The sequence below is a fragment of the Nocardia sp. genome, assembly GCF_025465275.1.
Lineage (GTDB): Bacteria > Actinomycetota > Actinomycetes > Mycobacteriales > Mycobacteriaceae > Nocardia.
Genome location: NZ_JAODNK010000146.1, coordinates 15,171 through 30,136, shown reverse-complemented (window position 1 = coordinate 30,136; position 14,966 = coordinate 15,171). Strand labels below are relative to the sequence as shown.

General features: G+C 68.8%; 5 protein-coding genes. All 5 read left to right on the top strand.

What is annotated here, in order from left to right:
• Nucleotides 1–3,175, top strand: a 3,175-nt coding sequence (locus tag JWN03_RS31690) for a non-ribosomal peptide synthetase (RefSeq protein WP_297622672.1), incomplete at its 5' end; no start/stop codon positions are given.
• Nucleotides 3,176–3,274: 99 nt separating this feature from the next.
• Nucleotides 3,275–9,715 (top strand): non-ribosomal peptide synthetase, encoded by a 6,441-nt coding sequence (locus JWN03_RS31685; protein WP_297622669.1) that lies wholly within the window; start codon nt 3,275–3,277, stop codon nt 9,713–9,715.
• A gap of 43 nt (nt 9,716–9,758) precedes the next feature.
• Complete coding sequence (locus JWN03_RS31680; protein WP_297622667.1) at nt 9,759–10,523, top strand: thioesterase II family protein; 765 nt, start codon at nt 9,759–9,761, stop codon at nt 10,521–10,523.
• A complete protein-coding gene (locus JWN03_RS31675; protein WP_297622665.1) occupies nt 10,520–11,860 on the top strand; it encodes a polyketide synthase in 1,341 nt (446 codons plus the stop codon). Before JWN03_RS31680 ends, JWN03_RS31675 begins: the two co-directional genes overlap by 4 nt.
• Nucleotides 11,853–14,933 carry a nocobactin polyketide synthase NbtC gene (gene nbtC, locus JWN03_RS31670; protein ID WP_297622664.1) on the top strand — a complete coding sequence of 1,027 codons (3,081 nt, stop codon included), beginning with the start codon at nt 11,853–11,855 and terminating at the stop codon, nt 14,931–14,933. Before JWN03_RS31675 ends, nbtC begins: the two co-directional genes overlap by 8 nt.
• Nucleotides 14,934–14,966: the final 33 nt, after the last annotated feature.

Sequence of the window (14,966 nt, the reverse complement as noted above, 5' to 3'; positions counted from 1 at the left end):
CACGCCGGGCGATGAATTCGCCCTGGCCACCATGCAGCACGCCTACTGGATGGGCCGCCGCCAGGACCAGGCACTGGGTGGTGTCGCCGCCCACCTCTATGTCGAATTCGACGGCAACGGCCTCGATCCGGAGCGACTACGCCGCGCGGTGGCCCGCCTGGTGCACCGCCACGAGCAGTTGCGCGCCCGCTTCACCGGGAGCGGCACCCAGCAGACCCTGCCCGAACCGCTGCGCCCGGTCTTCGAGGCCCTCACCCTGAGCGCCGACTCCGAAGCCGTAGAGCTGGAACGCATTCGCCAGCTCAAGAGCCATCAGCGCATGGATGTCGAGGCCGCGCAGGTCATCGATATCGCGCTGTCCCTGCTGTCCGGCGGCGGCCACCGCCTGCACGTCGATGTCGATATGCTCGCCGCCGATGCGCAGAGCTACCGCCGCATTCTCGAGGACCTCGCCACCCTGTACGAGACGGACGCCGACCTCACGACATCGCTCGACTACACCTTCCGTGATTACCTGGCCGCGAAAGATGCCGCCGCCCCGGACAATTCGGCCGACCGCGCCTGGTGGTCCGAGCGGCTCGGCGAGCTGCCCGATATCCCGGCGCTGCCGGTGCTCCCCGAGGAGCAGCGCCGCGACCCGAGTCGCAGTGTGCGCCTGCACCACTGGTTCGATCCGCAGGCCAAGCAGCGCCTGCACCAGGCCGCGCACAGCCACGGCGTGACCCCCGCGGTCGCGCTGGCCACCGTGTTCTCCGAGGCCATTGCCCGCTGGTCGGCCCGCCAGCGCTTCCTGCTCAATGTGCCGCTGTTCAATCGGGAACCGCTGCACGACGATATCGACCGGGTGGTCGGGGACTTCACCAATTCCGTCCTGGTCGACGTGGATGCCGAACGCCGGGAATCCATGGTCGCGCGCGCCAGGCGATTGCAACGCGAATTGCACACTTGCGCCGCGAACTCTCAGTACGAGGGCCTGGACGTACTGCGTGATCTGGGCCGCCTGCGTGGCGCGCCGGTCACGCCGTCCGTGGTCTTCACCTCCGGTCTCGACCTGGGTGAGCTGTTCTCCGAACGAGTACTCCAGGTCTTCGGTGCACCGGTGTGGATTATTTCGCAGGGCCCGCAGGTGGATCTGGACGCCCAGGTGGTCGAGCTCGATGGCGGCCTGCTGGTGAACTGGGATATCCGCCGGGACGCCCTGCCCACCGGTGTCGCCGAGGCCATGTTCACCGAATTCCGTTCGCTGCTGGACGCTTTGGTGGAGCCGGAAGCGGACTGGCATGCCGATCTGTCCATCGCTCTACCGCCGGCGCAGCGTGCGGTGCGCGAGACGGTCAATGCCACCGATACCGATCTCGGCGGTGTGCGCACCCTGCACGAGGCGTTCTTCGCACTGGCGCAGCAGCATCCGGACCGCCCGGCCCTGCGCTGGCGCGATAGTGGCGTCAGCAGTTACGGCGAGCTGGCCGGACAGGCCCTCGCGGTGGGCCATGCGCTCGCCGCCGCCGGGGTGCGTCCCGGCGATACGGTCGCGGTCATTGTGCCCAAGGGGCAGCAGCAGATTCCCGCCGTCCTGGGCGTACTTGCCGCCGGTGCGACCTACCTGCCGATCAGTACCGAACAGCCGCGGGCTCGTCGCGACCGCGTCCTGGAGCGCGGCGGCGTCCGGGTCGCCCTCGTCGGTACTACCGCCGAGCTGCCAGCGCAGGTCACCGCGGTATCCCTGGCCGATGTGAGCGCCGGGCCGCGCCTTGACGCGCCGCACATCCCGTCCGCCGATGCCGTGGCCTACGTGCTGTTCACCTCCGGCTCCACCGGTGAGCCGAAGGGTGTCGAGGTGAGCCATCGCGCTGCCGCCAACACCATCGACGCCATTGCCGAATACTTCGGCCTGGGCGCGGACGACCACACCATCGGCCTGTCCGCCCTGGAGTTCGACCTGTCCGTCTTCGACATCTTCGCCCCGCTGGCCCTGGGCGGTGCGGTGGTCGCGGTCGATGCCGATATCGAACGCGATGCCGTCGCCTGGGCCGAGCTCATCGCGGAAACCGGTGTGACCGTGGTGAACTGCGCCCCCGGCCTGATCACCATGCTGCTCGATACCGCCGATGCCCCGCAGCTGCGCTCGGTGCGCGTGGTGATCACCGGTGGTGACCGCGTGAAATCCCAGCAGGGACACCGCTTCCGGGAACTGGTTCCGGGCGTGCGCTTCGCCGGTCTGGGCGGCACCACCGAAACCGCCATCCACTCCACCGTGTACGAGGTCACCGACGAGTACCCGGCCGACTGGGCCAATGTCCCCTACGGCACGCCCATGGCCAATGTGCGCTGCCGCGTGGTGAACAGCCGCGGCGAGGACTGCCCGGACTGGGTGGTGGGTGAGCTGTGGATCGGCGGCCGCAGCGTGGCCGACGGCTACCGCGGCGATCCGGAGCGCACCGCCGACCGCTTCGTCACGGTCGACGGCATGCGCTGGTACCGCACCGGCGATCTGGCCCGCTACCTGCCCGACGGCGCCCTGGACTTCCTGGGCCGCGCCGATCATCAGGTCAAGATTCGCGGCTTCCGGGTCGAGCTCGGCGAGGTGGAATCCGCACTCGCCGCACAGCCGGGAATCGGGGAAGCCGTTGCGCTGGTGACCGATTCGGGCCGACTGGCCGCCGTCGCCGCGGCGAGCGGTGCGGTCACCGCCGACCGGATCGACGCCGGACTGCGGGAACTGCTGCCCGCGCATATGATTCCGGACATCCTGGAGCTGGTTCCCGCGATTCCCTTGACCAGCAACGGCAAACTGGATCGCGCCGCTATTCGCCGCATGGTGGCCGCCGGTGACGACAGCGAGCGCAATGCCTATGTCGCGCCGGAGAATCCGCTGGAGGCGGCGGTCGAGTACATCGCCGCGCAGGTGCTCGGCATCGAGAAGCTGGGCGCGACAACCGATTTCTTCGATGTGGGCGGCAATTCGATTCTCGCCACCACGCTGACCGCCAAACTGCGCGGATTGCTCGCCGTCGACAAGTTCGGTGTCACCGGGGTGCTGGAGGGCCGCACGATACGCGGGATCTGCACCGCCCTGCTCGCCGCGGAGCCGACGCCGGATCGACTGGATCAGGTCGCCCGGATTCTGCTCGAGCTCGCCGAGATCCCGCTCCCGGAGCCGGTGGGCGCGCGCTGATCGGTCCGGACCGCCGGAATCCCGGAGGGTTCGAACGCAGTGCGGTGCACAGGCTCTCGAATATGCATGGCTCGAAGTACAAGGATTGGTTCTCACCTGATGAAGTCGCTGGAAGACCTACAGGCAGCAATGGCGGCCCGGCTCGCGCTCGAGGGGCTGGCCGCCACCCCCGCGGTGCCCGTGCGCCGGGATCCGGAGCGCGCCGCCCTGTCCTTCGGGCAACGCTACGTCTGGGCGCATCAGCAGATCTCGCCCGACAGCGCCGCCTACAACCTCTGCCTGGCACTGACTTTCGACGGTGCGGTGGACGGTCCCGCGCTGCGCCGCTCGTTCCTGGCGCTGGTGCACAAGCACGAGGTGCTGCGCACCACCTATCACAATGATGAGCAGGGCGACCCCTACCAGCGCATTCACCAGGACCTGCCGCCCCGGCTGACCGATATCGACCTCACCGGCCTGGAGCCGGCGGCGGCCGACGCACGGCTGGCCGAATTGACCCGCGCCGCCGCACACGAGACCTTCGAGCTGTCCGGGGAATCCTCGCTGCGGGTCACCTTCGCCCGCACCCGCGCCGATCGGCTGGTGGCGGTGGTGGTCATCCAGCACATCGCCTGGGACGGTATGACCCTGCCCGCCCTGTCCCGCGATGTAGAGGATTTCTATCGGCAGGCGCGCACCGGCGAGATCCTCGTCGAACCGCTGCGCCTGCAGGTCGCCGACTTCGCCGAATGGGAGCAGGACCGCTACCGCGACGGCGACCACAGCGTCGATATCGGCTTCTGGGAGAGCCAGTTCGACGGCGAGGTGCCCGAACTGCAGCTGCCCTACGACCGCCGCCCGGTCGCCGTCACCGAACGCGGCGACCGCTTCGACCGCCTGCTCGGCGAGCGCGCGGACGCGAACCTGCGGCGGCTGAGCACACAATTGCGCAGCACCCCGTTCTCGGTCTTCCTGGCCGCCTACTACCTCGCGCTGCGCCAGACCACCGGCCGCCGCGACATCGTGGTCGGCACCACGGTCGCCAATCGCGAGGAATCCGGTCAGGAACTGCTGATCGGCAATCTCAGCAATATGATTCCGCTGCACTTCACCGGCGCGGGCGCAGAGAGCTTCGGGCAGCTGGTGGACCAGGTCCGCGCGACCACCACAGAAGCATTCCGGCACAAGCACTTTCCGCAAGAAGGCATTGTCCGTGCGGCCAATAGCGCCACCGGTCACGTCGGCTCCAAACTCTTCGACACCATGGTGCTGTTCCTGCACCAGAAGATCGACGGCCCGCAGCTGCCAGGCGCGGTCACCAGCTGGGAACTGATCGACAATGGCGGCGCCCTGCTGCCGCTGGTGGTCGAGACCTTCATGCACGCCGACCGCACCGACGTCCAGATCACCTATCGCACCGACCTTTTCGATATCGGCACCATCGAGCGGCTGCACGAATACATCGATCAGGTGCTGGCCGCCGCCGCACCCGGCACGTCCCTGTCCGCGCTGGAGACGCTGTCCGCCTCCGACCGCGCCCGCCTGGACTCGTGGTCGTACGGCGACAACGTGGACATCACCCTCGACACCGTCGACGCCATGATCCGAACCTCGGCGCAGGAGCATCCCGACCGGGTAGCAGTGGTATTCGAGGACATCGAACTCACCTACGCCGAATTCGATTCCCGCGTCAACGGACTCACCCGCCTACTGCTGGAACGCGGTGTGCACAACGGTGATCGAGTCGGCGTCTACGCCGAACGCAGCGAATGGCTACCCATCGTCTTCGCCGCCGTACTCCGCGCCGGTGCGGTCTACGTCCCCGCCGACCCCAGCTACCCCCTCGACCGCATCGAATACATGCTCGGCGACTCCGAACTCACACTGATGATCACCACGATCTCAGCGCAATCCCCCCGCCATCCCGGCGCGCAATCCCTTCGTCATCCCGGCGCGCTTTTGGCCGGGATCCACAGCGACGGGTCATCCACTGACAGTGTGGATCCCGGCCAAAAGCATCCCGGGATGACGGGGAGTGCCGGGATGACGGGGAGTGCCGGGATGACGGGGAGTGCCGGGATGACGGGGGGTGCCGGGATGACGGGGATCTCTCTGGTGGACCTCACCGACCCTGCCGTTCTCGCCGAACTGGCTGCCGCCGACAGCACACCGGTGCGCGCAGACGAGCTGGCGCGGCCCATCCATCCGCTGGACGCCGCCTACCTGCTCTACACCTCCGGCACCACCGGCCGCCCCAAGGGTGTGGTGATCAATCACCGCGCCGTCGCCAATCACGTGCAGTGGATGCGGGATTACCTGGGCTTCGGCGAGGAACGCATTCTGCAGAAGGCCCCGATCGGCTTCGACGTCTCGGTCTTCGAACTGGTGAACGCGCTGTGCACCGGCTCGGCCACGGTGCTGCCGCCGCCGGACTGGTGGCAGGCCGATGTGGAGGCTCTGGCCGGAATCATCGACCGGCACAAGGTGACTCAGCTGTCCCTGGTGCCGAGCGTTACCCGCGCCTTCCTGGACGCCAATCCGGATCCGGCCCGGCTGCAATCCATGCGCTACGTCTACCTGGGCGGCGAATCCGTGCCGCCCGCCCTCGTCGAGGAGGCGAGTCGGGTCTTCGGCGGCACCGTGCTCGGCCTGTACGGGCCGACCGAAGCCGCCATGGATCTCACCCACGAGGACTTCGCGGGCACCCAGGGCAGCGATGAGATCCGCTCGGCGCTCATCGGTGTCCCCGAGGCGAATTCGTCGGTCTTCGTGCTCGACGAGCAGCTGCGGCAGGTGCCGCCCGGTGTCACCGGTGAGCTGTACCTGGCCGGCGTCCAGCTGGCGCAGGGGTACCACAATCGGCCCGGCCTCAGCGCCGCGACCTTCGTGGCCAGTCCGTTCAGCACCGAACCGGCCGCCCGCATGTACCGCACCGGCGATATCGTGCGCTGGAATTCGCGCGGCCGGCTGGAATACCTGGGCCGCGTGGACGATCAGGTGAAGATTCGCGGTCACCGCATCGAACTCGGCGAGGTCGGCACCACACTGCGCCGCATGCCCGGCATCGGTTCGGCCGCGGCCGTCACCCTGACCCGGGGCGCCGACGCGGTACTGGTGGCCTACTACGCGGCTGAGCCGGATTCGGTGTGCGCCACCGATTCCGAGACCGCCACGGCCGGGCGCATTCGCGCCTACCTTGCCGAACGACTACCGGACTACATGATCCCGGCCGCGCTGGTGCGCCTGGCGGCCCTGCCGCTCACCGCCAACGGCAAGCTGGACCGCCGCGCACTGCCGGAGCCGGATCTCGGTGGCAGCACCGGTCGCGGCCGCGCGCTCGGCGCGGGCCCCGAAGAACTGGTAGCCGATGTAGTGCGCACGGTACTCGGCCTGAGCGAGGATCTCGGCCTGGCGGCCGATGACGACTTCCTCGCCCTCGGCGGCGATTCCATCACCGCCATCCGCATGGCCTCCGCCCTCAAGAAGCGCGGCCTCGCCATCACCACCAGTGCCCTGTTCGATGCCCGCACCATCGCCGCCATCGCCGCCGCGACCGAACCGATCACCGCTGCCGCCGCCCCCGCCCTGATCAACGCGGGCGCGGCCACCGGCTGGATCCCGCTCAACCCGATCGCCGCCATGCTGGTCGAAAAGGTCGGCGAATACACCGGATACAGCCAGGCCACCGCCGTGGTCACCCCGCCGGGCGCCACCGCGGACGAGCTCACCACCGCCCTGCGCGCCCTACTCGCCCGCCACCCACTACTCCGCGCCCGCCTCGCCCCAGTGCCCCCTCGTCATCCCAGCATGCTTGTGGCCGGGATCTCCGACGACGGTGTGGATCCCGGCCACACGCACGCCGGGATGGCGGGGACGAGTCCTGCCGGGATGGCGGGGACGAGCTTCGTCGGGACGACGGGGGCGAGTGACGCCGAGATGGTCGGGGGAGGGCTCGGGTACTACGTGCCCGAAGTCGGTGAGGCGCGGGCGCTGTTGGAGCTTGTCGAGGTCGAAATCGCTTCGGACGACTGGGATCTCACCGCAGCCGAGCTGCTGCAGGAGCAGTTGCACGCTGTCGGCGCCGGACTCGATCCGGCCGCCGGCCGCATGGTCGGTGCGGTCTGGGCCCGCACCCCGGACCGCACCACCGGCCGCCTGCTGCTGGTCGTGCACCACCTGGTGGTGGACGGCGTCTCCTGGCGCATCCTGCACGATGATCTGCGTCAGCTCTGGGAGGACGGCACCCTCGCCCCGGAGACTGGCACTTCGGTGAAGACGTGGAATACCAACCTGGTTCGCTACGCACAGGGTGAAACCCTGGCCGCCGAACTGCCCCGCTGGCAGGAGATCGCCGAGAGCGCGGATCCGCTGCTCGGTCACCGTGCCTTCGATCCGGCCGTGGACACCGTCGCCACCCTGCACGAAGTCACCGCCGAACTCGATGCCGAGGAAACCCGCTTCCTCACCACCACCGGCGCCCTGACCTTCGGCTGCGATTTCCTCGATATCCAGGTAGCCGCGCTCGCCGTCGCCGTGCACCGCTTCCGGCGCTCGCACGATCGTGACGCCGATGTCGTCTCGCTCACCATGGAGCGGCACGGTCGCGCCGAAACCCTGTTCGCCGGAGCTGATCTCGCCAATACCGTGGGGTGGTTCACCAGCGCCTACCCGGTCGCACTCCAGGTTCTGCACGGCGGTGAGGCCGAAGTCGTGTCCGCGGTGAAGGCCGTCAAGGAGCAGCTGCTCGCGGTGCCGGAATCCGGTATCGGCTGGGGTCTGCTGCGCTGGCTGAATCCCGAGGCCCGCGCGCAGCTGGAGGTGCCTGCCGCACCGCAGATCAGCTTCAACTACATGGGCCGCTTCGCCGTCGCCGGAGTGCCGGGCACCACCGAAGCCTGGTCTGCCGCACCGGAATTCGGCTATCTGGGCGGTCACGCCGACCCGGCCATGCCGGTCGCCGCAGTACTCGATGTGAACACCGTGACCATCACCGACGGCGATCAGGCGACGCTGCGCGCCTCCTTCCGATTCCCGGCGGGTGTGCTGGCCGACGGCGATGTGCACGAACTGGCCGACCTGTGGACCGGCACGCTCCACGATCTCGCGAAAACGTTGCGCGACAACCCGATTCGCCAGTTCACTCCCAGTGATGTGCTGGCCCGCGAGGTCAGCCAGCTCGACCTGGACCGCTGGCAGGGCCTCTACGGTGCCTTCGCCGATGTGCATCCGCTCGCGCCCATGCAGGCCGGGCTGTACTTCACGGCGCTGGGTTCAGGCGGTAAGGATTTCTACAATGTGCAGACTATGATCGCCGTGCGCGGCGACCTGGATGTACCGTGCTTGACGACCGCGCTGGACACCGTGCTCAATCGCTATCCCAATCTGCGCGTGGCCATTTCGGTATCGCACGCCGGACAGCCGTACGCGATCGTCAACGAGCGCATGACCTTCCAGGTCCGCGAGGTCGACTTCGCCACTCTGCCCGATGCCGAGCAGCGCCTGCGTGACTTCCTGCTGTCGGATCAGGGCGAACAGTTCGACCTCTCGCGCGGACCGCTCAGCCGGGCCACCGTTGTGCATCTGCCACAGTCGGTGCACATGCTGGTGCTCACCTCGCACCACCTGCTCACCGACGGCTGGTCCGGACAGCTACTGCCGCAGGAGATCTTCGCCGCTTACACCACCGCCGGGGCCGCGGCGCCGCTCGGCGATCCGGACACCTTCGCGGCCTTCCTGCGCCTGACCCAGGACCGCGAGGCCGCCACCGAAGCCGCCTGGTCGGGCTATCTGGACGGCGTGCAGCCCTGCCTGGTCGCACCCAACCGGGTGCCCGAGGGCGGCGGCGTCCCCACCGGCCGCTCGGCCGCCATCGACCCCGCTGTGGTCGATCGCCTCACCGAGCTCGCCGCCGAACTGGGCACCACCTTCAGCGTCATCTGCCAGCTCGCCTGGGCCAATGTGTTGCGCTACGTAACCGGCGCGGACACAGCGATTTTCGGTGAGGTGGTCTCGGGTCGCCCCGCAGACCTCGACGAGGTCGACAATGCCATCGGCTGCTTCGCCAATACCATTCCGGTCGCGGTCGGGCTGCGCGGCGAAGCGACCTGGCGCGAGCACCTGGCCGAAATCCAGCACCGCCGGGTGGAACTCATGGAGTTCCACCAGTACCGCCTCACCTCGGCCATTCGCGCGGCGGGCGTGCGCAAGATCTTCGACAGCATGTTCGTCTTCCAGTCCTACCCGCCCGGCCGCGAGGAGCTGGAAAGCCTGCTGGCACAGGCGAATCTGGACCTGGTGACCTTCGAGGGCGGCGGCGCGACCGACAATGCGCTGCTGGTCATGATCTTCCCCGCCAATTCGCTGCTGCCCGCCGACGGTGTGCAGGCCGTGGTCTTCTACGCCGAGGACTCCTTCGACGCGACCGAGGCCGAAATCATCGAAGCCGCCTTCCACGACACTCTCCGCGCCATTGCCGAAGCCCCGGACACTCGGGTCGACGCCGCCGCGGTCCTCGGCGATGAGGACCACGGCCTGCTGGTCATGCGCCGGATGTGGCAATGAGCGCCGGGCTGAGTCCGTGTGCGCAGAAACAGGAGCAAAGACTATGAGCAACACCCTCGGATGGATTCGGAAATTCCATCGCCCGCAGGTGGCCGGTAATCCGCCGCTGGTGATCTGCCCGCACGCCGGCGGCGGGGCCTCCACCTACCGCCCGTTCTCGAAGCCGCTGAGCGAGCATTTCGACGTCGCCGTCTTCCAGTACCCGGGCCGCCAGGACCGCGCGCGCGAAGGAGCGCTGGGTTCGGTGCCGGAGATCGCACTCGGCGCGTTCGAGGAGTTCACCCGCTCACCGATGAACCGGGGCGAACCCGTCACGGTGTACGGCCACAGCATGGGTTCGGTGGTGGCCTTCGAATTCGTGCGTCTCGCAGAGGCTGCCGGAATCCCGGTGCGGCTGCTCGCGGTATCCGGTGCGGTCGCACCGTGGCGCGTGGTCGATATGCCGCCGCATCCGACCGAGGACGAGCAGCTGCTCGACCACGTCGGCGGCCTGCAGGGCACCGGTGCCGATGTGCTGGCCAATCGCGAGCTCATGCGCATGGCGCTGCCCGCGCTCAAGGCCGACTACGCCGCCTTCGACGCCTACACCTGCGCGAAGGACGTCACCCTCGACACCCCGCTGCACGCCATGGGCGGCAGCGACGACGAATTCGTCTCCATCGGCGACCTGTACGGCTGGCAGCAGCACACCCCGCACGAACTGCAGGTCACCATGTTCGACGGCGGCCACTTCTATTTGCACGACCATGTCGCCGCCATTGCGGAAACCCTGTTCGCCGAACCGATCCGGGAGCCGGTGGCGCGATGAGCACGATCGACAACGACCCCATTGTCATCACCGGTATGGCCGTCGAGGCGCCCGGCGGCATCGAAACCCTCGGGCAGTACTGGACGGCGCTGGCCGAATCCCGGGATCTGCTCGGGCCTTTCCCGCGTGATCGCGGCTGGCCGCTGGATCGCCTGCTGAATCTGGGGGCGATCGAGGGCTGGGGCGAGGTGCGGGACTCGGGCGGATTCCTGGACGGGGCCGCCGATTTCGATCCGCTGTTCTTCGGCATCACCCCGCGTGAAGCGGTCGCCATGGATCCGCAGCAGCGCGTGGCGCTGCGGGTGGCCTGGCGCGCGCTGGAGAATGCGGGCATCAATCCCGCCGCGCTCGGTGACGGCGACGATATCGGCTGCTACATGGGCGCTTCGCCCACCGAATACGGTCCGCACGGCGCGGAGGTCAACGAGCACAGCGGTTATCGGGCCGCAGGTTCGGCACTGGGTGCGGTGGCCGGGCGTATCTCCAACTGCCTGGGTCTGGGCGGACCCTCGGTGGTGGTGGACGTGGCCTGCGCCTCCTCACTGGCAGCGGTGCACCTGGCCGCCTCGGCCATTCGCAATGGCGATTGCGAGTGGGCGCTCGCGGGCGCGGCCTGCGTCATGGGTTCTCCCGGAGCGTTTTTCGAGTTCTCCAAGAACAATGCCCTGGCCGCAGACGGTCAGTGCAAGCCGTACTCCGACAACGCGCTCGGCACCCTCTGGGGTGAAGGCGTCGGAGTTGTTGTGCTGGAACGGGAATCGCGCGCCCGCGCGCTGGGGCACCGAATCTACGCCAGCCTGCTCGGCTCCCGCATCAACCACAACGGCAAGGGCGCGCCCATCGCGGTCCCCAGCGTCGCCGCACAGGAACGCCTGGTCCGTGCGACCGTGGCCGCTGCGGGCATCGAGCCCGGGCTCGTCGACATGATCGAGGGCCACGGCACCGGAACCGCCGTCGGCGATCCGCTGGAATTGACCGCGCTGCAAGAGGTTTACGGCGCTGCCCGCGCGGACGGCACCGGCCCGCTGCTCGGCTCGGTCAAATCCAATCTGGGTCACGCGCAGGCCGCCGCCGGCATGCTCGGCCTGATCAAGGTCCTGCTCAGCGGTCTGCACGGGCAGATCGCGCCCACCCGCCACGCGGACAACCCCACCACCCGCGTCGACTGGGACGCCGGGAGCCTGCGCCTGGCTGCGAAGCTGACCGACTGGGAGCCGCGCGACGGGGTTCGCTACGCCGCGGTGTCGTCCTTCGGCGTCAGCGGCACCAATGCGCACGCCGTACTCGCCATGCCCGTGTCGGAAGAGGCTGTGTTGAAAGAAGGAACCCATGCCTGACTATCGACTTCCCGACGGCAGCACCCCGATCCTGCTGTCCTCCGACACCCCCGATTCGCTGCGCCGCGAGGCCGTCGCCCTGGTCGCCTACCTGGAGGAACGGCCGAACGTCACGCCGGATGCGGTGGCGGACATGCTGTTCCGCACCCGCGCCCCACGCCGGCAGCGTGCGCTGATCATGGTCACCGGCCGGGATCTGCTGCTCGACGCGCTGCACGCCGTCGCGGACGGCCGCCCGCATCAGGCCGTGGTGGCCGGTGACCGCGCCGCCACCGCCCGCCGCATCGGCTATGTCTTCCCGGGTCAGGGCAGTCAGCGACCCGGCATGGGCCTGCTCTACTACCGCCATTCGCCGGTATTCCGCGCCGCGGTCGACGGGTGCGATGTGAAATTCCGGGAGCTGCACGGCATTTCGCCGCTCGGTTATCTACTGGACGAGACCGGGCAACTGGGCGACGAGGTGGAAGTCGTCCAGCCCGCACTGTTCATGCAGATGCTCGGACTCGCGGCCATGTGGCGTGCGGCCGGTGTCGAACCCGCCGTGACCATCGGCCACAGCCAGGGCGAGATCGCCGCCGCCGTGGTCTCCGGCATCATCTCACTCGCCGATGGCATTCGGGTTGTCACCCTGCGCGCGAATCTGGTCGGATCGCTGGAACGCGACAATGATTGGGCCGGGCAGTGGGCCATGGCCGTGGTCGGCGTGGACCGCGACGAATGCGAGGCGCTGCTGGCCCGCAATTCCGGCTGGGCCGAACTGGCCGTGGTCAACTCCGCACATGTGCTGGCCATCTCCGGTGAGCGCGGGGCGGTGGCCGACCTGGTCGCGACGCTCACCGCACAGGGCAAGTTCGCCAAGGAGATTCGCGTCGCCTACCCGGCGCACACCTCCTTCGTCAGCAAGTTCCGGGGGGAGCTCGAGGGCACCCTGCGAGATACCCTCGACTCGCCCGTTTTCGCACCCACCGATATCGATTGCCTCGGTGCGACTCTCGGTACCGCCGTCACTCCGGACCTGCCGGTCAGCGAGTACTGGTACTGGAATCTGCGCAATCGGGTGCGCTTCGATCTCGCCGTCGCCGAGGCGGCGGCGCGCGACATCGACATCTTCCTGGAGATCGCCGACCATCCCGCACTCATGCTCGCCCTGCAGGAGACGCTGTCCGGTGTCGGTGCGCAGCAGGACTTCCGGACCATCGGCACCTCCCGCCGCACCGCCGTCGACCTGAGCGAATTCACCAAGAACCTGGCCCAGGTCGCGGTGCTGGATACCGGATTCCCGTGGGAGTCGCTGCGCGACAACACCAGTGACATCGTGCGGCTGCCGCTGCTGGACTTCCCGAACACCCAGACCAATCCCAAGCAGCTGTGGGCGCCGTTCCGCTACCGGGGCGATCTTCCCGAGGCGGCCGAACTCGCCGTTACTGCAGCACAATCCGGTACGGCGGACGGCACCGTGCCGCCGCAGCGGCTGGCCGAACGCTGGGTGCGGCTGGAACGGCGCAAGCTGGTGCCGCCGCGCACCCTGGCCGTCATCGACCACACCGGTCGCTGCGCTGACCTCGCCGGAGCCATCGAGCAGTCCGCGACCCGGCACGGCGCGGCGCTGGTCGGAGCCGACAGCGGCGCGGCCTACGAGACCGCGGTCATCCTGCTGCCCCGCCCCGCCGACGGCGAAATCACCACGGCGGTACGGGAATCGGCGGATTTTGTCGGCGATCGCCGCTGGCTGCCGGAACTCGGCGGCGTCCGCGACGTCTGGCTGGTGACCATCGGAGGTGAACGGGTGCTCGACACCGAGACCCCGGACGTCGCACACGCCGCCGCACAGGCCGGATTCCGCTGCCTCGCACCGGAATACCCGGGCGTGGGCTTCCGGCATCTGGATCTGGAAGCGGGACAGTCGCTTCCAGACGCCGCCAAGGCGGTGCTCGGCGCGATCCACACCGCCGGTGAACCCGAACTGGCCGCCCGCGCGGGTGGCTGGTACGCCAAGCGCCTGGTCCTCGACGAGACCCCCGGCGACTGCCCGCTGACCGCGGCGGAGCTGGCCGAGGTCGTCATCATCGGCGGCACCGGCAAACTCGGCCTCGACTGCGCCGCCGATTTCGCCCGGTCCGGAGCCCGTCGCATCACCCTGATCAGTCGCTCCGGCGGTTCCCCGGCCGCCGTCCAGCGGGTACGTGAGCTGTCCGGACTCGGTGCGGCCATCGACATCCGCACGTGCGATGTGACCGATGGCAATGCGGTCCGCGCCCTCGGCGCGGCCTTCCTCGATACGCCCGTGAGCCTGGTGGTGCACGCCGCGGTCGACTACAACGCCGCGGCCGCCGAACTCAGTCCCGAAACAGTGCAGGCCGCAGCCGAATCCAAGGTGATCGCCCTGGACCGCCTGATCCGCGAACTCCCGCTCGCGCCCGACGCCCGGGTAGTGCTGTGCTCCTCGCTCTCGGCCACCATCGGCGGGCGCGGGCACGCGGTCTACGCCGCGGTGAATCGCATGCTCGATGCCGCCGCCACCGGATACCGCCGCGACGGTATCGGCGTCACCTCCGTGCAGTGGGGTCTGTGGCGCGCGGTCGGCGCGGACAATACCGACGCGCTGGCCCGGATCAGCGGCACCGGTCTGCTGCCCATGGAACCGGTGGCAGCCATTACCGCAGGCTTCTCCGCACCGGGCAACAGCATTGTGGTTGCCGCCGAATGGTCCAAGCTGCGTGCGATTTTCGCGCTCTTCGGCCAGGATCCGCTGTTCGCCGAACTGCCGGACGAGCCCATGCGCGCAGCGGTCGTGCCGACACCCGAGACGCCGGAACCCGCAGCGGCCGCACCGGTGGTCGCGCCCGCCGCCCAGGACATTTCCGGGCACGTTCGCGATGCCCTGCGCTTTGTCATGGGCATGGACGCCACCGAACCCATCGACGGCTCCATGCCGCTGGTGGCGCTCGGCCTGGACTCCCTGCAGGCGCTGGATCTGCGCAAGCGCATCGAGGCCGATCTGCAGCGCGATCTGCCCGTCACCGCCATTCTCGGCGGCGCGTCACTGGACGAAGTGGTGTCGCTGCTCGGCTAGACCACCATCCGACATGCCAATGGAGCAGGGGGA